Source organism: Vibrio lamellibrachiae, from assembly GCF_050337265.1.
Lineage (GTDB): Bacteria > Pseudomonadota > Gammaproteobacteria > Enterobacterales > Vibrionaceae > Vibrio > Vibrio kyushuensis.
In genome coordinates this window covers 104,318-126,331 of record NZ_JAKJSU010000006.1, presented here as the reverse complement: position 1 = coordinate 126,331, position 22,014 = coordinate 104,318, and the positions used below count along the sequence as shown (strand labels likewise).

The 22,014-nt window shown below is 41.7% G+C and carries 17 protein-coding genes; 5 read left to right on the top strand and 12 right to left on the bottom strand.

Annotated features, from left to right (window positions below):
* Window positions 1–101 precede the first annotated feature (101 nt).
* Window positions 102–2,879 (top strand): insulinase family protein, encoded by a 2,778-nt coding sequence (locus L4C54_RS09755; protein WP_428808032.1) that lies wholly within the window; start codon window positions 102–104, stop codon window positions 2,877–2,879.
* 37 nt (window positions 2,880–2,916) lie between these two features.
* On the opposite strand, the gene L4C54_RS09750 is transcribed toward L4C54_RS09755, so the two are convergent.
* Window positions 2,917–3,513: a VOC family protein gene (locus L4C54_RS09750; RefSeq protein ID WP_428808031.1), complete on the bottom strand. Its 597-nt coding sequence runs from the start codon at window positions 3,511–3,513 to the stop codon at window positions 2,917–2,919.
* Between the two features lie 217 nt (window positions 3,514–3,730).
* On the opposite strand from L4C54_RS09750, the gene argS reads away from it, so the two are divergent.
* Together argS and L4C54_RS09740 are read left to right on the top strand one after the other, a co-directional pair.
* Entirely contained in the window at window positions 3,731–5,464 is a 1,734-nt protein-coding gene (gene argS, locus L4C54_RS09745) for an arginine--tRNA ligase (RefSeq protein WP_428808030.1), read from the top strand.
* Between the two features lie 144 nt (window positions 5,465–5,608).
* Window positions 5,609–6,043 carry an HIT family protein gene (locus L4C54_RS09740; protein ID WP_428802516.1) on the top strand — a complete coding sequence of 145 codons (435 nt, stop codon included), beginning with the start codon at window positions 5,609–5,611 and terminating at the stop codon, window positions 6,041–6,043.
* Window positions 6,044–6,237: 194 nt separating this feature from the next.
* Here L4C54_RS09740 and L4C54_RS09735 read toward each other — a convergent pair whose 3' ends face one another.
* From L4C54_RS09735 to znuA, 5 genes are all read right to left on the bottom strand, one after another.
* Window positions 6,238–6,468 carry a FeoC-like transcriptional regulator gene (locus L4C54_RS09735; protein WP_428808029.1) on the bottom strand — a complete coding sequence of 77 codons (231 nt, stop codon included), beginning with the start codon at window positions 6,466–6,468 and terminating at the stop codon, window positions 6,238–6,240.
* Entirely contained in the window at window positions 6,465–8,732 is a 2,268-nt protein-coding gene (gene feoB, locus L4C54_RS09730) for a Fe(2+) transporter permease subunit FeoB (protein WP_428808028.1), read from the bottom strand. Before feoB ends, L4C54_RS09735 begins: the two co-directional genes overlap by 4 nt.
* Window positions 8,729–8,959, bottom strand: a complete 231-nt coding sequence (locus L4C54_RS09725; protein WP_428802519.1) for a FeoA family protein — start codon at window positions 8,957–8,959, stop codon at window positions 8,729–8,731. Before L4C54_RS09725 ends, feoB begins: the two co-directional genes overlap by 4 nt.
* A gap of 927 nt (window positions 8,960–9,886) precedes the next feature.
* A complete protein-coding gene (locus L4C54_RS09720; RefSeq protein ID WP_428808282.1) occupies window positions 9,887–13,204 on the bottom strand; it encodes a helix-turn-helix domain-containing protein in 3,318 nt (1,105 codons plus the stop codon).
* Window positions 13,205–13,482: 278 nt separating this feature from the next.
* On the bottom strand, window positions 13,483–14,361 hold the full coding sequence (gene znuA, locus L4C54_RS09715) for a zinc ABC transporter substrate-binding protein ZnuA (protein WP_428808027.1): 879 nt from the start codon (window positions 14,359–14,361) through the stop codon (window positions 13,483–13,485).
* Window positions 14,362–14,445: 84 nt separating this feature from the next.
* On the opposite strand from znuA, the gene znuC reads away from it, so the two are divergent.
* On the top strand, window positions 14,446–15,228 hold the full coding sequence (gene znuC, locus L4C54_RS09710) for a zinc ABC transporter ATP-binding protein ZnuC (RefSeq protein WP_428808026.1): 783 nt from the start codon (window positions 14,446–14,448) through the stop codon (window positions 15,226–15,228).
* On the top strand, window positions 15,221–16,009 hold the full coding sequence (gene znuB / locus L4C54_RS09705; RefSeq protein ID WP_428808025.1) for a zinc ABC transporter permease subunit ZnuB: 789 nt from the start codon (window positions 15,221–15,223) through the stop codon (window positions 16,007–16,009). Before znuC ends, znuB begins: the two co-directional genes overlap by 8 nt.
* Before the next feature lie 142 nt (window positions 16,010–16,151).
* Here znuB and purF read toward each other — a convergent pair whose 3' ends face one another.
* The 6 genes from purF to truA all read right to left on the bottom strand — a co-directional run bounded on the left by purF (window position 16,152) and on the right by truA (window position 21,993).
* On the bottom strand, window positions 16,152–17,660 hold the full coding sequence (gene purF / locus L4C54_RS09700; RefSeq protein ID WP_428802523.1) for an amidophosphoribosyltransferase: 1,509 nt from the start codon (window positions 17,658–17,660) through the stop codon (window positions 16,152–16,154).
* Between the two features lie 33 nt (window positions 17,661–17,693).
* Window positions 17,694–18,185 (bottom strand): CvpA family protein, encoded by a 492-nt coding sequence (locus L4C54_RS09695; RefSeq protein ID WP_428802524.1) that lies wholly within the window; start codon window positions 18,183–18,185, stop codon window positions 17,694–17,696.
* 61 nt (window positions 18,186–18,246) lie between these two features.
* Window positions 18,247–18,789 (bottom strand): SPOR domain-containing protein, encoded by a 543-nt coding sequence (locus tag L4C54_RS09690; protein WP_428802525.1) that lies wholly within the window; start codon window positions 18,787–18,789, stop codon window positions 18,247–18,249.
* Window positions 18,790–20,055: a bifunctional tetrahydrofolate synthase/dihydrofolate synthase gene (gene folC / locus L4C54_RS09685; RefSeq protein ID WP_428808024.1), complete on the bottom strand. Its 1,266-nt coding sequence runs from the start codon at window positions 20,053–20,055 to the stop codon at window positions 18,790–18,792.
* A gap of 43 nt (window positions 20,056–20,098) precedes the next feature.
* Window positions 20,099–21,025, bottom strand: a complete 927-nt coding sequence (gene accD, locus L4C54_RS09680; protein WP_428802527.1) for an acetyl-CoA carboxylase, carboxyltransferase subunit beta — start codon at window positions 21,023–21,025, stop codon at window positions 20,099–20,101.
* Window positions 21,026–21,198: 173 nt separating this feature from the next.
* A complete protein-coding gene (gene truA / locus L4C54_RS09675; RefSeq protein WP_428802542.1) occupies window positions 21,199–21,993 on the bottom strand; it encodes a tRNA pseudouridine(38-40) synthase TruA in 795 nt (264 codons plus the stop codon).
* Window positions 21,994–22,014: the final 21 nt, after the last annotated feature.

The window sequence follows — 22,014 nt, the reverse complement described above, 5'->3', positions numbered from 1 at the left end:
TTTGCAGGAGATGATTTCAACAGTCATACTTGTTATCGAATTATTACAATTTAACGGTCTATTGACCTTAGTTCTTGCGCCCATCGAGACGGAGATCCACTGTGCATTTAAGCCCAAATGATACTAATACTTATCGCTACATCACGCTATCTAATGGGTTAAGAACTTTATTAGTTCACGATCAAAATGCACAAAAGTCTGCTGCAGCACTAGCCGTTAAAGTAGGTCATTTTGATGATCCTAACGAAAGACAAGGCTTAGCTCATTTTCTTGAGCACATGTTATTTTTAGGCACTGAAAAGTTTCCCAAAGTTGGAGAGTTCCAGAGTTATATTAGTCAACACGGTGGCAACAATAATGCTTGGACTGGCACTGAGCACACCTGTTTCTTCTTCGATGTTGCACCAAACGCTTTCAACCAGTCTCTTGATCGTTTTAGTCAGTTTTTTACTCACCCTCTATTTAACAATGAAGCTTTAGAAAAAGAGCGTGAAGCGGTTGAATCTGAATATAAGATGAAGCTTCAAGATGATGCTCGACGCCTCTATCAAGTTCATAAAGAGACCATTAACCAGGCTCACCCTTTTGCAAAGTTTTCAGTCGGCAACATTGAAACTCTCAGTGACAACGACAGTGGGTCTATTCGCGACGAAATTATCGCCTTTTATCAAAATCAGTACTCCGCCGACCTAATGACACTAACCTTGGTCGGTAACCACTCTCTTGATGAGCTTGAATCGTGGGCGAATGAGAAGTTCTCCGATGTCATCAACAACCAACTAAATGATAAAGTCATAGATATTCCATACTTGGGCGAAAATAGCACCAATATTATTGTTCAAGTTGAGCCGGTTAAAGAGATAAAAAAACTCATCATAGCGTTTCCGCTAGCTAGCATTAAAAAGTATTACCAAACCAAACCTCTCTCTTATTTGGCCCACCTTCTCGGTTATGAAGGGGAAGGTAGCCTGCTATTGCTACTCAAAGATCAAGGTTATATTACTTCGCTTTCTGCAGGGGGTGGTGTAAGTGGTGACAACTACCGAGAATTCACTGTTAGCTGCACGCTTACGAATGAAGGCTTAGAAAATACTGACCTCATCATCCAATCTGTTTTTCATTTTATCAAAATGATTGAAGCAGATGGCTTTGATGAGTGGCGTTATAAAGAAAAGCAGGCAGTACTTGAATCAGCGTTCCGCTTTCAAGAGCCAACAACGCCGCTTGATCTTGCTAGCCACCTTGTCATTAACATGCAGCACTATGATGAATCCGATGTGATTTACGGTGACTACATGATGAGTCAATACGATGAAACATTGATTCGTTCATTACTGGCTACGTTTACCGCAGACAACGCTCGCATTACGCTAGTGGCAAAAGACGGTCATTATGACAAAGTAGCAAAATGGTATAGCACGCCCTATTCGATTACGCCGATTAGTTCACAACAACACATTACTTTTCAAACACCTTTGCAGCAAAGTAGTTTAGTGCTTCCGCCTAGAAACGCCTTTATCTGTTACGACTTAGATCCCCAAGAGATCGAAAAACACAGTGATATTCCAGAAGTCATCGAAGAGCAGGATGGTTTTAAGCTTTGGCACTTACAAGACAGTGAATTTCGTGTTCCTAAAGGGGTAATTTACGTCGCGATCGATAGCCCATATTCTGTAGCTACGCCAAGAAACATCGTTAAAACACGTCTTTGTGTGGAGATGTTTTTAGATTCATTGGTTAAGGAAACCTATCAAGCCGAAATAGCAGGTATGAGCTATAACCTGTACTGCCATCAAGGTGGGGTAACCCTTTCCATTTCCGGTTTCAGCCAAAAGCAGGCTGATTTGATGGAGATGATTCTAGCTCAATTTGCAGCAAGACAGTTTAATTCAGAGCGCTTTGAATCCATTAAACAACAACTATTGCGCAGCTGGCGAAATTCATCTCAAGATCGACCAATTTCGCAACTTTTCAATGCAATTACCGGTTTATTACAACCTAACAACCCTCCTTATGCGTCGTTAATTGAAGCACTTGAAACCATTGATGTTGAGGAACTCTCTTCATTTGTTGATGATATTCTAGGTGAACTTCACGTTGAAATGTTCGTATATGGAGATTGGACCAAAAAAGCGGCTTTATCACTCGCTGATACACTAAAGAACGCTCTTAGAGTAAGCAACCAATCCTACGAAGAGTCTTTGCGACCTTTAGTCATGTTGGGTAAAAACGGAACATTCCAAAAAGAAGTCATCTGTAATCAAGATGACTCCGCCATTGTTGTTTACTATCAATGTGAAAATACCCACCCAAAAAGTATCGCACTCTACTCTTTGGCCAATCATCTAATGTCGGCCACTTTCTTCCACGAGATCCGCACCAAGCAGCAGCTGGGTTATATGGTCGGTACTGGGAATATGCCACTAAATCGCCATCCTGGTATTGTTCTTTATGTTCAATCACCAAACGCCGCCCCTATTGATCTTATTAGCTCGATTGATGAGTTTTTAAATGCATTTTATATGGTCTTGCTGGAGCTCAACGAATATCAATGGCACAGCAGTAAAAGAGGGCTCTGGAATCAAATATCAACGCCAGACAGTACGCTTCGTGGGCGGGCACAACGGTTATGGGTAGCGATAGGCAATAAAGATGTTCAATTTAATCAAAGAGAGACCGTGTTAGAAGAGCTCAAAAATCTCACACGTAGCGATATGATCCGATTCGTTGTCAATGAACTGAAACCTAGAACAGCTAGCCGATTGATTATGCACACTCAAGGCGATGCGCATCACGAAGAAGACGCGCTCGACCTTGGACAAGAGATTGGCTCTACCAGTGAATTTCAACTTAGGCCGAAAGATTGCAATCTTGGCTAAATCGCCAAGACCTGATGTCTATCGAGTGCAGTTAGAATTAACTGCGTTCAGACTCAACAATCGCTTTTAATGAGTGGGGGTGGAGCTTAATGCACACTCCACTCCATTTGAATGCAACTGTTGGATTATTTAGTCGCTCCCCTTCTCCCTTAGGGCTTGATAATTTCACACCAACTCCAAGCTGTTCAAGCTCATCGTAAGCATTATTAAATTCTGGGAATCGAGCTTTCAAATCGACAAGATATTCATCAGCCGTCATTGCATCACTTGGAACAACAAACTCAACATGCTCCCATGATTGAGTAGGGTATATCTTTCCTACAGCAGGGTATGGCAACTCTAAACATTCAATCGACCACTCTCTCCCTTGCAAAGGAGCATCAAACTCAATGACAATAATTGGGCGTCCGTTTATGTGAGCCTCTGAAATAACCCTTCCCTCTTTTTGCCACTCTTGATGAGCCAAACTTGCCAGCTCGGGGTCATTAATACGCAACGCGATATGATCGGCTTGATACTCGGACAAATTTAGGCATAAAAGGTCACTTAATGCGGTGATTTTTTGCATAAACTCATTAAGTTTTACTTTCATTTGCGCTGGGGTTAAGTCTGCTTTTGCAAGGAGTTGTGACATTATTTGGTATCCAAAACATTGATTTCGCCATAATAGTATCAATAACCCTGTTAAAAGTGGAAAAATTCCCCTTTAACTCCCTATATGCTTAGCAATAAAGTTGTTATTATGAGCGCCAATTGAAGAACAATAGAAGTTATGCATACCAGTCAAAGTGCCTGTTCCTGCACCGCTCTATGCATAGTTTTACAATTCCAACGAATTGAAGGAAACCCGTGTGAATATCCAAGCACTTATTAATGATAAAGTATCTCAGGCTCTTGAAGCCGCTGGCGCACCTGCAGGAAGCCCTGCCGCTGTACGTCAATCTGCAAAAGCACAATTTGGTGATTACCAAGCGAACGGTGTAATGGGCGTTGCTAAACGACTAGGCACAAATCCGCGTGAGTTTGCTCAAAAAGTATTGGATGTTCTAAACCTAGATGGAATTGCAAGTAAGGTTGAAATTGCAGGTCCTGGTTTTCTTAATATCTTCCTAGATGAAGCTTTCCTTGCCAAGCAAGCCGATGCTGCACTTGCAGACTCTCGCCTTGGTGTTACTGAAGCTGAAGCTCAAACAATCGTTGCTGACTACTCAGCGCCAAACGTTGCTAAAGAGATGCACGTTGGTCACTTGCGTTCAACAATCATCGGTGATGCTGTTGTTCGTACGCTAGAGTTCCTAGGCCACAATGTTATCCGTGCCAACCATATTGGTGATTGGGGTACTCAATTCGGCATGTTGATTGCCAACTTGGAGCGTGTTCAAGCTGAATCAGGTGAAGTTTCAATGGAACTTTCTGACCTTGAAGGCTTCTACCGTGAATCTAAAAAGCTTTACGACGAAGATGAAGAGTTTGCACTAAAAGCCCGTGGCTACGTCGTTAAGCTACAAAGTGGTGACGAGTTCTGCGCTGAGATGTGGAAAAAACTTGTTGACGTTACCATGATTCAAAACCAGCGTAACTATGACCGCCTTAGCGTATCACTGACTCGTGAACACGTAATGGGTGAAAGCATGTATAACGATATGCTACCTAAGATTGTTTCAGATCTTGCTGAGCAAGGCCTTGCTCAAGAAGATGATGGCGCACAAGTTGTCTTCTTAGATGAGTACAAGAATAAAGATGGCGACCCAATGGGTGTAATCGTCCAAAAACGTGACGGCGGCTTCTTGTACACTACAACCGATATTGCATGTGCGAAATACCGTTATGAGCAGCTAGGCGCTGATCGTGTTCTTTACTTCATTGACTCTCGCCAGCATCAGCATCTAATGCAAGCTTGGACAATCGTTCGTAAAGCGGGTTACCTACCTGAATCAGTATCTCTTGAGCACCATGCGTTTGGTATGATGCTAGGTAAAGATGGCAAACCATTTAAAACTCGTGCAGGTGGTACGGTTCGTCTTGCTGATCTTCTTGATGAAGCAGAAATTCGTGCAGCGAAGCTAATCGAATCAAAGAACCCTGAGCTAGCTGCAGATGAAAAAGCCGTGATCGCTAATACCGTTGCAATGGCTGCGGTTAAATATGCAGACCTATCTAAGCACCGTACGACTGATTACGTGTTTGACTGGGACAACATGCTTGCGTTTGAAGGTAATACTGCTCCTTACATGCAATATGCTTATACTCGTGTTGCTTCTGTATTTGCTAAAGCTGGTATCTCTATGGATGAGCTTACCGGTGACATTAAAGTAACGGAAGAGAAAGAGAAATCACTGATTGCCAAACTTCTTCAATTTGAAGAAGCAGTACAATCAGTCGCGCGTGAAGGTCAGCCTCACATTATGTGTAGCTACCTATTTGAATTAGCAGGCCAGTTCTCTAGTTTCTACGAAGCTTGCCCTATTCTTATTGCTGAAGATGAATCAGTGAAAAGTAGCCGATTAAAAATGGCTGCGTTGACTGCGAAAACGATCAAACAAGGTTTATCTTTACTTGGTATCGATACACTAGAACGTATGTAGTAAACGTTAACAAAGTATCATTTGAAAAGGTTGGCGTTTTGCGTCAACCTTTCTTTTTGCCTGTTGTAAACTGAATCAACCCCATGGTCGTTTAGAATAATAAACGACATCGACATTACTGACTTTATTGGTGAGACCAACATTATGAGCTTTGAACTTCATCCACAACTAGCCAATGACACCACGGTAATCGGTGAATTCCCACTGTGTCTCGCACTGCTTCATAAAGATAATGCGGTGCCTTGGGTTATTTTGGTACCCAAGCGAAATAATTTAAAAGAGCTTCATCACCTAACGATGAAAGAGCAACAGCAGTTTTTATATGAATCACAAGCGGTTAGCCAAGCTCTTGAAGCAACGTTTAAACCAGATAAGCTTAATTTAGGTGCACTAGGAAACATGGTGCCTCAACTTCATATACATCACATTGCCCGTTTTAGTGACGATGTCGCATGGCCTGGTCCTTTATGGGGAAACACCAATGGCCAATTCAGAAATGAGAGTGAGCAATTAACAATGCTAGCGCGAATTAAGAATGTTCTTTCACTCAGTTCCATCTTTAATCCTTACGCGCAATAGAGATATTTTGCCGTTACTCCCTGGAAAAAGGTCACTAATAGCAAGACCGCTGATAAGAAAAGTTGGTAATAGCCGCTTCTATCAATAAAGCGACTTATAAAAAATGCCGCATCTAATGCGGCATTTTACTTTTCGAAAGTATTTAACTCGAACTTAAGATAGCTACATAGTTACATAGTTACATAGTTACATAGTTACATAGTTACTGTCATCGATAAGCTATCTTTTGAATTAGAGCAATAGCGAACACCTGTGATATTACCTGCCTTACTAGTATCATTGATTCGACTGATCTTACCCTTCCTGATCCATACTTCGAGCATAGCGTCGACGCCATCTTCACCAATAGAAAATCTATTCGCTAGTTTTTGGCGGCTAGTTGTACCATTTTTCGTAATATGTTCAATCAATTCAGTTAAAATCATACCGTCTGGGCCTCTAGTTGTTGCTTCACTCCTTGCGATTTCATATAGCTATAGATAGCCCAACAGGTCACAAGAATTGCAGCAATCCAAGAAGTACTGGTTACTGGATTAATCATAATTTGCGATGCTTGGTAATATAACGTCGCACTTCCATAGGCTAACGCCATGGTCCAAATTGCTATAAACCTTGCAAACTTATGCCCAAATTCTTTTACGTAAGCACCCATTGCTGCGACACACGGCGTATAGATCAAAATAAAGATTAGATAGGCAAAGGCTGCATGTGCAGATTCAAATTTCCCTTTCAAGTTCCCAAATATTGACGTATCGACTTCTTGCTCATTGGCGACTGAATCCATATCGGTTAAATCACCCACTTCAATACCCAATGGATCCGAGTAGCTAATTCCAACCAAATTTTCAGGAATAGACATAACTGCCTCTTCCAAGCTTGCCATTAAATCGTACTCTTCAGCCTCTTCATCAGATGATGTATATAAGCTGTTTAGCGTGCCAACGACCGCTTCTTTCGCAAAAATACCGGTGATAATCCCAACCGTCGCTGGCCAGTTATCCTGATTGATGCCAATTGGTGAGAATATTGGGGTCACAACCTGTGAAGCCTTAGATAAAACCGACTTCTCACTGTCCTCATTACCAAAACTACCATCAGTACCCAAAGAGTTTAAGAAGCTCAAAATCGTCACAACAATAACAATGGTTTTACCTGCACCCAAAACAAAACGCTTCAACTTTTGCCATGTTTTGATTAGAACATTCTGGAGTGTTGGTAATTCATAATCTGGCATTTCCATAATTAAGCTGTCACTTGAGCCCGGGTAGATTGTGTGTTTTAACACCAACCCAGTAAAGACAGCAGCGACAATACCAAGTAAATACAAAGCAAAAACAATATTCTGACCACTTTCTGGGAAAAACGCTGCAGCAAACAGTGCGTATACAGGTAATCGAGCACCACACGACATAAATGGAGCCATAGATGCTGCGAGTTTGCGCTCTCTTTCTTGATCTAATGTTCGTGTTGCCATGATTGATGGTACGTTACATCCAAAACCAAGAACCAATGGAACAAAGGCTTTACCGGGAAGCCCGATCTTCTGCATAACTTTATCGAGCACAAAAGCAGCACGCGACATATAACCAGAACTTTCCAATATAGCTAAAAATAGATACAAAGCTGCGATTACAGGAATGAAGGTCGCAACAGTCTGGATACCGCCACCCACACCATCGGCAATTAGAGTAACAAGCCATACAGGCAAATGATCATCAAGTAGGTAGTGCCCACCATCTACAAGTAATGCACCAACACCGATATCAAAGAAATCGATAAATGCACTACCAATGTTAATCGAGAACATAAACATCAAGTACATAACAACAAAGAAGAAAGGAATACCCACCCACTTGTTCAAGATGATGTTGTCTGCCTGCTCAGTGAAGTTTCTGCTTAGTTTTCCCTCAGTTTTTCTCACTTTCTTACATAACTGATGTAGATAGGTATATTTAGTATCGGCTACAAGCAAATCTATATCGATATCGCATGCGTTCTGAAGCGAAACAACCATTTCTCTATCTTGATCTTTTAATCCATTGAGTACGAGTCGGTCATTCTCTAAAGCTCGAATAGCGAGAGCTCTTTTTGTAACCGTTTCATCAGTGAATATCGGTTCAATTTTTTGGATGCATTGCTCAAAAACCTCGTTATAGGTAAGTTCCAATTCGTGCGGAGCGATACCTTGAACGATCTGTTTATGTAATTTTTCTCTAAAGTCTGTTACTTGATGCTTATCATTTGCAGACAATGTCATTACCGGACAGCCAAGGGCTTGTTCCAATTTTTTGGTATCGATGTGCTGACGCTCTCTCTTCAGTGCATCGATTTTATTGAGAACGACAATCATTGGTCGACCGAGTTCTCTGAGTTGCAGTGTCATATAGAGCGATCGCTCAAGACACGTTGCATCAACCACATTCACAATTAAATCGGCAGGGTGAGTGAGCACGGCTCTTGAAGCAATGGACTCATCGATACTATTGGCGTCGTTACCACTGTCTAGTGCGTAAATCCCCGGTAAGTCAGTCAGATTGAAACTATCGCCAGAGTGCGCGAATACACCGGTCTTTTTTTCAACTGTCACACCAACCCAGTTGCCTACTTGCTGCTTCGCGCCTGTCAAAGCATTAAATAGGGTCGTTTTTCCACTATTTGGATTGCCGACAGTTAAGATTTGATAGCTCACGAATTAACCTCGACTAAAATTTCAGCGGCAATATTTTCACGTAATGCTAAAGAGACGCCTCTAACATCTACTTGAATCGGATCGCCCATAGGCGCTCTGCGAATAAGTGTTACTGGTGTATTAGGCAGCACTCCCATCACCATGAGTTTTTTTCGGGTCTCTAATGACAATGACAGGAACGACTGGATAACAGCGCTCTCACCTTGATTTAGTTCGGACAACTTCATATATACACACGCTCAACAGTAATGAGAAGGATTGTTATTATCGATTGTAATGTCTATTAACCCTTCACTTATTGTGTGAAATCAAACTTTGCAAAATTGATATCGTCAATTTCGTGAATTGACGCCACGTTAAAAACGTTAATTTTTACACTTTGTTTCACAGTTTGATTGTTGATGTGTATTAGCGCTCTCAAATTGAACACATAAAATCATTTAAAAACAATTACTTACAACCAAACCTTAAATGTGTCGCTTTTCTTATATTATGTTGGCGTTAATTTTATACGTAAAATAAGTAGGCTATTTTATAGTTAATCACGTCGAGAGGGTTTTCCTCTAAACAAATTCCAGAGGTGGTATGGTTCTCGCCATATCACTCCGGCAGCAAGCGAAGGTGTCATTGACACCCGTGGTATAGTCCCCCGGCTATGCCACGATATTTTTTTTCTTCCCCTTCAAACTTCAATCAACTCTACAATAGTTCCTTATAATCTCATTCAACCTCGCATGATACTGGTTTGCCGTTACTCTAATCTCCTCCTCTGAATCATCAAAGCTTCAAGACAGTTCTTCACACGTATCTATTTCTAAATAGTGATAATTTAAGCCTAAGAACACAACTGAGCTTTACTAACGCGTAGAGTCGTTGCAACGATAGCTTGTTTCTTTGTGTTGTGGACTCGACGCTTGGTGAACCATGAAATTGGTCGATATCAATGAAGGGGGGTGCAAAAATAATTCGTTGATGTTGGACACCAATCAAAGAAACAGGCCCGTCAAATTAAAGCGACGAGATTCGATTATTGAAGGAGGGAGTACGCTAGGAAAGAAGTATCAAATCACGAACAACTGAGCACATAAAGAAGGCAGGGATGTAAGAAGCAATCATCAATGACAATTGCTTACGTTGATAACCAACCGTTCAAATTACTTATTAGCGGCCTGCTCATGGCCACCAACAAATTGTGTTGGTGGAACACCGAAGTGATGCTTAAAGCGCTGACTAAAATAGGAGGCATCGTTATAGCCGCAGTCAAAAGCAACGTCAGAGACCTTTTCACCCGCTAATAATTTTTTCACCGCTTTATCCAAACGATATTCGTTCAAATACTCTTTAAATGTCCGATCATGGCTAGCTTTAAAACGTCTCTGAAGGCTGCGCTCTGAAATAAACAGTAGCTTCGCGGCAGTTGCAGTACCAAATTCGGCATCAGAATAGTGCTTATGCAGCAAATCATCTAACTTCCGAATCCAATTTCGTTCTGCATCGCTCACTTCTGAAACAGCTTCTACATGACCAAATGGAGACTCATTTTGATCGATATTAACTGAAGCTATATTCTTTGCCCTAGGCCATGATATCTCTATTAAATTTCGTTCCTTAGAAATGTAGCATGCGAGATGACCACCACTCTCCGCCACCAAAGCTGGTAGGTTATGAACACTTAAGTCCATAGACATGATCTGTTCATAATGTTCGATATCAGGGAACTCACGCCCAGAGTCCGTCATTTTCATAACAGCCAACCCATCGACCGTGCTTAACTCTATTTGAATCTGTTGATTTCTAAAGCACCGATTTAAAATACTGTCTAATAGAGTATTAATCACAACATCCAAATTAAAATTACTCAGTTCAACAAGCACTTCACTTTCAGAGCAACTAAATTGAATGCCAATTTCAGATTTAGAAAACTCTGGCTTCCAGCCAGACAAAACACTTGAGATCACCAGAGACAAATCAAATATCTGTTTTGTACCGTTGCCATTACTTTTCGCATCACGCAATATCTCAAGCTCTTTTGAGACGAGTCTAATCACGTCCTGTGATGACAGGCTGTATTCCCTATGATTATTACGGGCTAAATTGTTTAAGTTCTCTTGCACTGACGTGATCACCTGGTTATATATCAGGTGTCTGACTTCCAATTGCTTTCGTAATTGTTGGTTATTGGTGAGCAGAATCCGGCTTTGGTGACGCAATTGGTTGGTTTTTAAGGAGACCTTTGCTTTAAGCAGCTTATTTGACGCAGACATCATTCTAGATCGCCAAAACGATATGAGCCCAGCAAGTAATAGAGTCATGAAAACAGCAAAAACGATCGCCCAGGTCGACAGGTACCATGGTTCTAAAACAGTAAATACTTGGCTGACTTGTACACTGCTATCACCAGTACGCGAGATTCGCTTTATCTTTAAGGAATGAGTCCCCGGCATTAAATGATCAAATGAAAGTTGATAACCTTCAAGTTCTGTCCAATCGCTATCAACGTCTAAGCGATAATACAGTTGGTCACTGTGACTCCATGGAACGACACCAACCAAGAAACTAATAGAATCGCCATATCGAACAGTGAAGCTTTTAGGCAATTTTTCACCTAGGGAAATGGGCTCTTGATTCACGTTAATTTGGCTAAAGAGTACTTGATAAGGCGGTAGTGGATCATTCAATAACGCGGATTCGCTCACTTGAACTAGGCCATTAGTCGTACCTAACAATAAATCATTAATTCCATCATTGCTTAAATCACATAGGCTCGACACAAACTCATTGTTTAACACTCCAAACGGAGCGCCTATATGTTTGATAATATTCGCATCAGTATCATAGTAGGATAACCCGGCGGAAGATGTTAACCACACACCATCACCGTTGCTCACTAAGCATTTTGGGCTAACATTCTGTTCGATGAGCGGTATTGGCTGAGAGTAGACCTCATCATTATTCACTCTATATAGACCATACGTAGACGCTGCCCACACAAAGTCACCAACTTCTTTAATAGCGACAACGTGACCGAATTGAGTGCTGTCTTTATAAAACTTAATCTTCCCGCCGATTAACTGATAAAGACCGTGGTCAGTACCAATGAGTAACCCTAACGATTTAGTTGTCCTTAACTGCGTCACCTTTGCAGGTAAGAAGCGGCTCACCATCCACTGATCACCATAGTCCTTGAAAGTGTTATTTTCTATATCATAGGACCAAAGCTGAGGGCCTTTGATGCCCCATACTCGCCCATCATCATCGATCTCAAGCTGTTCAACAGCCTTTGATTTAATGACTAATGGCAAACCATCGTCTTTAATGACTTTCCCTGTTTTAACATCAACACATACGATTCCAGAGCCTGTCGCAAGTAAAAGCACATCATTGTGCTGCACTATGTCATAGACCTCACTTTGATTGTAAACAAGGGTTGTCGTTGGGTGGTTTTGCAATGAAACCAAATAGAGAGCTTTGTCGGATACAAGCCAATACCCTTCTTGGTTTTCATTTTTTACGATTTTTTTGAGGGACTCTCCGCCGCTATTATACGTAAGCATATACTTAGGAACTCGGCGAAATTTTTTACTGTAAAGAGAAAAGTACCGAATGCCTTGTTCTGTCGCAATCCATATTCCTTGTCGGGCATCATTAATCAAAGCGTAAATCTTACTACCTGCTAAATCGTATTTAGCACTAACACTACTTTTTAGTTCAACTGTTACACCTGTTGCAAAGGAGTATACGAACAAGCCAAGTTCGGTACCTATCCAGTATTCAGTATCTGTCTCAACTATCGACAAAACATGATGTTTACTAATTGGCTTTATTGTTTTCTGTGGTTGAAAGATATCGATGACTAATGCGCCAGATAAAGACCCTACCACCAACTCATTACGAGTTTCAGAAAAGTAGAGTGTTTCAATAAATTTGTTGCCTGAAGCGCTAACATGGGAGAATTGGTTCTTATCAGATAAGAACACACCCGTATTTGTTGCCAACACCCATTTAGACTTAATAAACTGGGCATCGTTAATTACAACTCGGCTAGACTGGCTTGACTGATACAACTCCATCAAGGAGTAACTTCTAAACTCGCCAGAATCAATGTTGTACGTGTAGAAATTGCTGTCATCGGCAACCCAGATCAGTTGTTTAGATGTGCCTATGGTACGGATTGAAGTTCCCGGAGTTAAGCTAAAGACCAGTTCACGTTGCTGATTAGGCTCAGAACGATAAATCTCGTTATCAGCAAACGACCAAAAAGATTGGTCGAGATAAACAAGTTGCTCGGTAGTGAAGTCTAAGACAGAACCGCGCCTTGGTAGCGTATTTTTTCCATCATAAAAAACGACTCGGCCATGAACATCATGAATCCAAATCCCGCCCTGTTCACTAAGAAAAAGGTTTTTAGCCGCAATGACTCGCCCCTCTGCTTGAGTCGACAGAGGATAAAATACGGATGGTGAAGTATCGATCGCTGCTGCTACCTGAGGTAACAGCGCAATAGATAAAAGCAGAAGGAAACGTAATAGCAAACTATACCCTTTCAGCAACAAAGCAAGTGTGTAGCTACGCCATTAATTATTGATTAGCACTATCTTCTATAAAAGGTATCGACCAGAAATAGAAATGATGTGCAGTTTTTTTGCGGCGATAATTTTCTTAGTGTATATGAACACATTTAGATATTCACCAAGAGATACCGCAAAAACTATTTTAGTTTGTAATTTTGGGTGTACATCAGATTCTGAATCTACTCACTCAAACACTCAACAAAACTATCTGCCATCTGATTTAAAAATACGAAATAGCTACCAGCCTGCACTTCTATTTCGATACCAATCGGGTCAAGTTCACCTAGCTTAACGTCACTACCTCTAGTTACTGATTCAACAACCGCTGGTGTGAATTGAGGTTCAGAGAAAACACATTTAGCTTGTTTCTCTCGCAGTGTGTTCTTTATGGTAATTAGCGTTTTGGCACCGGGCTTTCTATCAGGGCTCACTGTAAAGTAGCCTAAATGATTAAGTTGATAGTCATTTTCAAAGTAGCCATAAGCATCATGAAAAACGTAATACCCATGCTGGGCTATAGGGCTCAGTTTTTCTGCAATCTGTACTTTCTCATTATGCATTTTCACTTCAAACGCTTGGTAATTACTCTGATATTGTTCCTTGTTATCAGGATCTATATTAGATAAATGCTCAGAGATCGCTTTTGCTACTTGTATGCTTGGCTCAACACCCATCCAAAAATGAGGGTTATAGTCACCATGATCATGGCCATCGTGCTGATGCTGATCACCGGTGTGCTTAACCAGCGCTAATCCAGGGATATCGCTTAGCGTTAATACATTGGATTGTTGGCTCAATACTCTCACCAAAAATGGTTCTAAATCTTGACCGTACCAAATCACAAGGTCAGCGCCTCTAATACGTCTCATATCAGACGGTCGCAAAGCATAATCATGAGGTGATGTATTGTTGGCAAGTAAAACATCAGGTTTCCCAACATCAATCATGATTTCAGTTGCAATCATTTGTATTGGTTTAATACTCGTCAACAGATTAACTGCCCACACGGGAGAGGTGTTTACTAACAGCAGTAAAGCAATAACTACGCGAGATCTCATTTTGGTACCAGTCAACGTTCTATAGAATTGGAAGGAAAGGAATGTTACATTATAACAATAGTCAATTGCAAATGAGTTCTATTTATGTCCGTTTTGGTCGAGTTAAAAGATATCTGCGTATCATTCAGCGGTAAGCGCGTATTGGATAACGTTAGCTTAACTTTAGAGCGAAAAAAAATCACAACGCTTATTGGGCCTAACGGTGCAGGTAAATCGACACTTGTAAAAGTCTTGCTTGGCCTTCAATCGCTAGACTCCGGGAACATTGATAAAAGTACTCCATGTAAGATTGGCTATGTACCCCAAAAACTAAGATTGAATGATGCTTTGCCTTTAAACGTTAAACGCTTTCTCCAATTAGCTGGAAGATATAGCGCTCAAGAAATTCTAGACTCACTGAAGCTTGTTCGAGCTGAGCATTTGCTACACAACAACATGCATCAACTCTCCGGTGGAGAAAACCAACGTGTTTTGATCGCAAGGGCTCTACTTCAACGTCCAGACTTATTAGTCTTAGACGAGCCTGCTCAAGGCGTTGATATACAGGGCCAAATTGACTTATACGACTTAATCGATGATATCCGCCATCGTTTTAGCTGCGCTGTTTTTATGGTTTCTCACGACCTTCATTTGGTTATGGCAAAAACTGATGATGTTATCTGTTTACATCATCATATTTGTTGCTCAGGATCGCCACAAGACATCACCAAGCACCCAAAATACATCGCCATGTTTGGCCACAGTGGTAGAGAGTCACTTGCTCTGTACCAACACCAACACCAGCACCATCACGATCTCTCAGGTCAGACAATAAAAGGCAAGGCTTCAGACTGCAGCAACCATAATCACGGGCATTCACATGATTGATTTTTTATTACCATCGCTACTAGCAGGTTTAGGCATCGCACTTATCGCCGGTCCACTTGGTTCTTTTGTTGTTTGGCGAAAGATGGCTTATTTTGGTGACACCCTCGCACACGCGTCTTTGATGGGGCTAGCACTTGGGTTTTTATTAGAGATTAATATTTATTTCGCATTGCTTATATGCTGTCTTGGTTTAGCCATCATCCTTGTGACATTACAAAGACAAAAATTAGTGGCTACCGATACGTTACTTGGCATTCTTGCTCACAGTTCACTTTCGCTTGGTTTAATTGCGGTTAGCTTTCTGGACTCGGTGCGAATTGATTTAATGAGCTACCTATTCGGTGACTTACTTGCCGTATCCCCTTCCGATTTGATCGTCATCTATGCTGGCGTTGCTATCGTGGCAATCACCTTATTCATTTTTTGGCGTCCACTGCTTTCAACAACCATCAATGAAGACCTCGCTGCGATTGATGGTATTAATGTTGATTTGATGCGTCTCATACTGATGTTAATGGTAGGGCTCGTTATTGCAGTGGGTATGAAGTTTGTCGGTGCGCTAATAATGACCTCTTTACTAATCATCCCTGCTGCAACCGCAAGAAAATTGTCGAAGACCCCAGAGCAGATGGCGGCAATAGCGTCAGTTATTGGAACAATCTCAGTCTGTTGTGGTTTATACCTATCGTGGACTTTTGATACGCCTGCTGGCCCATCAGTTGTGATAAGTGCTACGGGTATGTTTATGTTAAGCCAAATCATTAAGACGAAAGCCAACTAAACGACCTGTGTTTCTTAGCTCACTAATTCACATGAACTAACACGCTAAAATGCAAAAAGGCTTCCAACAGGAAGCCTTTTTCGTAGCTATCATTGATTAAATACAGCTTGCGCTAAACTCAATGAGCATACACCGCTGTTTGCTACGCACCTTCATTATGTATATCAAGGTTGGCTAGCTCAACTTCTGCTTCTGCCTTTGCATCATCACCACGCAGCGACTCTAGATAGTCTAAGTAGTCTTGGTTAATATCACCAGTAACGTACTCACCACTGAACACTGAAGCTTCAAAACGAGCAATATCTGTATTACCAAGGCCAACTGCATCGATCAGGTCGTCTAGCGTTTGGAAAATCAACTCATCTGCGCCAATCTGTTTACAGATTGCTTCATTATCACGGCCATGTGCAATCAATTCATTAGCACTTGGCATGTCGATACCGTAAACGTTAGGGAAACGAATTTCTGGAGCTGCCGAAACCATAAACACTTTCTTAGCGCCTGAATCACGAGCCATCTCGATGATCTGCTCTGATGTTGTACCACGAACAATAGAGTCATCGACAAGCAGTACGTTTTTATCTTTAAACTCTGAGCGAATTGCATTGAGCTTACGGCGTACTGATTTCTTACGCTGCTGTTGCCCTGGCATAATGAAAGTACGGCCAACATAACGGTTCTTCACAAAACCTTGACGGTATGGAATATCGATAGCTTGAGCGATCTGTAGAGCAATATCACACGAAGTTTCAGGAATAGGGATAACCACATCGATATCTAGGTGGGCATACTCGTCTTTAATACGGTCGCCAAGCTTTTTACCCATTTCGACGCGAGCACTGTATACCGAGATCTTATCGATGAAAGAGTCAGGACGTGAGAAGTATACAAACTCAAATAAACATGGATTCAGTACTGGATTATCAGCACATTGCTCTGTAAATAGTTGGCCATCGAATGTTGCGTAGATTGCTTCACCAGGTGCAACGTCACGTACAAAGTCAAAGCCGACTGCATCTAAAGCCACAGATTCAGAAGCAACCATGTACTCTGTCTTACCTGCTACTTCACGCTTACCTAAACACAGAGGACGAATACCGTTTGGATCTCTGAACGCGATCATGCCGTGACCGATGATCATTGCAACAACAGCATAAGCACCACGAATAGTACGGTGAACGTTAGTCACAGCACGGAAAACATCTTCAGACGTTACGTTACCCTTAACCATATCAATTTCGTGTGCTAATACGTTTAGCAGCACTTCTGAATCAGAAGTTGTGTTGATATGACGGCGATCTTTCTCAGCTAACTTCTCACGAATTTTGTGAGCGTTAGTTAAGTTACCGTTATGCGCTAAGGTGATACCAAATGGAGAGTTCACGTAAAATGGCTGAGCTTCAGAAGCACTAGAGCTGCCTGCCGTTGGGTAACGAACATGGCCGATTCCTACGGTGCCCTGTAGGCGTTGCATGTGTTTTGTTTCAAATACGTCTTTCACTAATCCGTTCGCTTTACGCAGACGGAAACGATTGCTTTCTATGGTACAAATACCCGCAGCATCTTGGCCACGATGCTGTAGCACAGTCAATGCATCATAAATAGACTGGTTTACAGGCGTTGCGCCCACGATTCCAACAATACCACACATGACCTAACCCTCGATTATCGACAATTGCTGGCGCTATAACGCGCCAGATAAAAAAGTTGATGTTGCTTGTAAGTGCTCGAAAAACGGTTCAATGATACGACTAAATTCAGGTACCAATTGAGAGCTTTTCCACCACTCTGAATTCGGAAATGCTGTAAACATATCCATAAAAAACAACGCTGCCGAGACAATCATCACTCCTCTTAATCCTCCGAAGACAATACCTAAAATTCGGTCTGTCCCAGATAGTCCTGTTTTTTCGACTAATTGGGCAATAACGTAATTAACGATTGCTCCAACGATTAGAGTGGCAACAAACAGCGCTGCTATCGCAGTACCATTGCGAAACATATCGTCTTCAATATTGGTGAAATATACCGCCAATTTTGCGTAATACTGGCTGGCGATAAAAAACGCGCCGCACCAAATCACTAATGACAATGCTTCTTTCGCAAAACCGCGAACTAAACTGATCAAAGCTGATAGCCCGATCACCCCTAAAATGACAATATCTAACCAATTCATGTTTTCTGCATCTTAAGTTGGCGCGCATTTTAACAGAAAAAATGCTGACGCAAACGTTTTCTTATGGGTTTAGTGGTTTAAATTTAAGCAATCGACCATTTGAACCAGTGATTTTCTGTAGTTCAATCAGTTGTTGCTCAAGTTTACTTTTTGACACGTCTGGGCCAATAATCACACGTGTGAATTCATTTTCTTTCTTAGTATGAGCTTGATAACCTCTCTTTTGTAAATCCTTTACTAAAGTTTCTGCATTTTCAGCATTCTTTAAAGCCATCAGCTGGATAATCCAAGCACTATCTTGATAGTCATTTATTTCATCAATCTGTTTAATGTTTGTCGGCAGTGGCTTATCGGGTTCATCAGCAACATCACCACTATCAACGATAACTTCAACCGGGGAGTCTGGCAGCGCAATTTCGTCTTCTACTGGATCTAACAGCTCAAAAACTTCCATTTCACTATCAAGCTCAGGTTTAATAGGAATACTCGCCACCTCTTCTTTATAGTGCTGCTTTTCACCATCTAATAAATCAGGTAAGACAATGATGCCGACGGCGACCAATACAATGGTCCCTACTAAGCGGCTTTGAAACTTGCTCGCCATTTATTCTCCTTTATTCTGCCAGTGTTCTAAAACTTCACCAACAGTATGAAATGAACCGACTACAATAATGACATCCTGATTGGCAGCTTGTGTCAACGCGCCTTGAAATGCCTCTGTAGGGTTTTGATAGTAATCATGACAGTTAGGCAGATATTCACTTAACTCTTCAACTGAAGCCGCTCTGGGACCTTGAAGTGACGCAGGATACCAATGCGTAATGACCGGCGTTAACTCATCAAGCGTCGCTTTAATATCTTTATCGTGCAACATAGCGACAACGGCATGAATCACTTTATCAGGATATTGCTCTTTAATAGACGCTACAAGGTACTCCGCAGAGTGAGGGTTATGGGCTACATCAAGTACAATGGTAGGTTCTGTAGATATAACCTGCATCCGGCCAGGAAGATGAGCCGATTTCAAACCATTGACAATGTTGACGTCACTCAAATCAAGTTCTGCCGTCGCCAGTGCCATTATAGCGGTTGCGGCATTTGGTAACGGTAACTTTGGTATTGGTAACGCATCTAACTCAAACGTGCCACTTTTCCACTGCCAAGTTGAGTCTGTCTCTTTTTGGTAGCTGTATTGAATGCCAACTTGATGAAAATTGGCACCAATATCATCGGCATGAGCAGCTACAGTCGCAGGGGGTTTTGGCTGACCACAAATCGCAGGGCGATTAGAGCGGAATATTCCTGCCTTTTCAAAACCTATAACATTGATGTCATCACCAAGCCAGTCGACATGATCAACAGCAAGACTAGTAATAACGGATACGTCATGATCAACTAAGTTAGTCGCATCTAGGCGGCCACCTAATCCAACTTCAAGCAATACTACGTCGACTTTTTCAGTTTGAAATGCTCTCAGTGCGGCTAAAGTACCGTATTCGAAAAAACTAAGCGTGATCTCTCCGCGCATCTTTTCGATATAATCAAATGCTGAGCAATGCTTTTCATCAGAAAGGTCATCACCATTTATGCGAACACGTTCGTTGTAACGAATCAAATGAGGTGAACTGTAGACACCGACACTGTAACCAGCATCTAAAAGAATGGCTTCCATCAATGCACAAGTCGAGCCCTTACCATTCGTGCCAGCAACGGTAATAACGGTAGACGCAGGTTTAATAAGGTCAGCCTTTTCAGCAACCGCTTGAACGCGATCAAGACCTAAATCTATAGCAGAAGTGTGGATGTTTGTTAAATAATCAAGCCACATCGTTAAGGGAGATGTGGCTTGAGGAATTGGGTTTTGTTTCATCTAACTATAACCAAATAACGGTGGTTTATTGTTAGTGACTACTTTAACCTTTTTCAGCCGCTTCTGGTACTTGATATCCCGATTCCTTTGGAGAATCGTTCACAGAAACTACTAATGGTGACTTACGGTTAGTCATTTTAGCGATCAAGCTACCAACACGCTGGCGCATTTCACGGCGATCGACAATCATATCAATCGCACCGTGCTCTAATAAGAACTCACTGCGCTGGAAACCTTCAGGAAGATCTTCACGAACAGTTTGTTCAATAACACGACGACCAGCAAAGCCAATTAGCGCTTTAGGTTCACCAATATTCACGTCACCTAGCATTGCTAGACTCGCTGATACACCACCCATTGTCGGGTCAGTCATCACCGAAATAAACGGTAGACCTTTTGAAGATAAACGCTCAAGTGCAGCACTGGTTTTTGCCATTTGCATTAGAGACATCAACGCCTCTTGCATACGTGCACCGCCACTTGCTGAGAAACAAACCAAACCACAGTTGTTTTCAATCGCCGCATCAACAGCACGAACAAAGCGAGCACCTACTACAGAGCCCATTGAACCACCCATAAAGGAGAATTCAAAAGCACAGGCAACAAGAGGCATGCCTAATAGCTCACCTTTCATTACGATAAGTGCATCTTTCTCACCGCTATTTTTTTGAGCAGCAGAAATACGATCTTTATAACGTTTCGAATCTTTAAACTTAAGCTTATCTTTTGGCTCTAAGTCATTCGCTAACTCTTCACGATTACCCGCATCTAAAAATGTTTCAAGACGACGACGCGCCTTCATTCTCATGTGATGATCACATTTAGGGCAAACTTCGAAGTTACGCTCTAGTTCTGCGTGATATAGCACTTGTTCACATGAAGTACATTTGGTCCATACACCTTCTGGGATAGACGCTTTACGAGAACTAACGATGTTGCTTTTTTCTAAAATCTTTTCAAGCCAACTCATGGAAGACCTTTCTATCAAGTCTTACGCCTAATTGCGTAAGATACAAATTCGGAATTTATGCGTGAAGGATTAAAGCATATAAAATGCCAACTGTAGACAAAAAACTGGTTGTACCTATTTCCTGTATCGATATCTCACACACAACGTGTTTAAAAATTGACTCAATCCGAACATTAAATTAATACATCAGGCAAAAATAGAGGCCCGATAGGCTCTCTAGGTAACTGATAATGCTCAGGGTAGTCAACATCAATCAAATATAATCCGGCCGCTTTTGCCGTCGCTGATGCAAGCTTTCTATCTTTCGCTTGTAGAAGGCTTTCTATCCATTCAGGCTCTTGCTCACCTTTACCGACTGTGATTAAGCTACCCGTGATATTTCTTACCATATGATGGACAAATGCATTGGCCTTGATGTCGATTACAACGTAATGCCCAAGACGAGTCACATTTAGATGCATGATATTACGCCAAGGACTACGAGATTGACAATGGATAGCTCTAAAGGACGTGAAGTCATTCTCACCAATCAAGTATTGCCCTGCTTGGTGCATTTTTTCGACGTCAAGATCACCATGATAATGACTTACTCCAGACGCGAGAATACCGGGTCTTAGGGAGTGGTTGTAAATCACATAGCGATAACGGCGAGCAGTCGCAGTAAATCGGGCATGAAACTCTTCATCGACAACATGTGCCCAGCGGACTGCAATGTCTTTGGGTAGGTTTGCGTTAACCCCCATAGTCCAAGCTGCAGGTTTACGTGTGGAGTTGGTATCAAAATGAACAACTTGCCCAGTGCCATGTACACCAGAATCAGTACGACCTGCACATTGAACTTCTACGGGATGATTGGCTACGATACTCAGAGACTTTTCAAGCTCTTCTTGAACACTATTAACATCTCGTTGGCGCTGCCAACCAAAATATTTCGTACCATCGTACTCAATGCCCAGTGCAATTCTCATGTTCATTTACTCTTAAAATTG

Excerpts from the sequence above, each read along its gene's own strand:
- L4C54_RS09750 (WP_428808031.1), bottom strand. The coding sequence starts at position 3,513 with ATGTCACAACTCCTTGCAAAAGCAGACTTAACCCCAGCGCAAATGAAA.
- L4C54_RS09740 (WP_428802516.1), top strand. The coding sequence starts at position 5,609 with ATGAGCTTTGAACTTCATCCACAACTAGCCAATGACACCACGGTAATC.
- L4C54_RS09735 (WP_428808029.1), bottom strand. The coding sequence starts at position 6,468 with ATGATTTTAACTGAATTGATTGAACATATTACGAAAAATGGTACAACT.
- L4C54_RS09725 (WP_428802519.1), bottom strand. The coding sequence starts at position 8,959 with ATGAAGTTGTCCGAACTAAATCAAGGTGAGAGCGCTGTTATCCAGTCG.
- znuA (WP_428808027.1), bottom strand. The coding sequence starts at position 14,361 with ATGAGATCTCGCGTAGTTATTGCTTTACTGCTGTTAGTAAACACCTCT.
- znuC (WP_428808026.1), top strand. The coding sequence starts at position 14,446 with ATGTCCGTTTTGGTCGAGTTAAAAGATATCTGCGTATCATTCAGCGGT.
- znuB (WP_428808025.1), top strand. The coding sequence starts at position 15,221 with ATGATTGATTTTTTATTACCATCGCTACTAGCAGGTTTAGGCATCGCA.
- purF (WP_428802523.1), bottom strand. The coding sequence starts at position 17,660 with ATGTGTGGTATTGTTGGAATCGTGGGCGCAACGCCTGTAAACCAGTCT.
- L4C54_RS09695 (WP_428802524.1), bottom strand. The coding sequence starts at position 18,185 with ATGAATTGGTTAGATATTGTCATTTTAGGGGTGATCGGGCTATCAGCT.
- L4C54_RS09690 (WP_428802525.1), bottom strand. The coding sequence starts at position 18,789 with ATGGCGAGCAAGTTTCAAAGCCGCTTAGTAGGGACCATTGTATTGGTC.
- folC (WP_428808024.1), bottom strand. The coding sequence starts at position 20,055 with ATGAAACAAAACCCAATTCCTCAAGCCACATCTCCCTTAACGATGTGG.
- accD (WP_428802527.1), bottom strand. The coding sequence starts at position 21,025 with ATGAGTTGGCTTGAAAAGATTTTAGAAAAAAGCAACATCGTTAGTTCT.
- truA (WP_428802542.1), bottom strand. The coding sequence starts at position 21,993 with ATGAGAATTGCACTGGGCATTGAGTACGATGGTACGAAATATTTTGGT.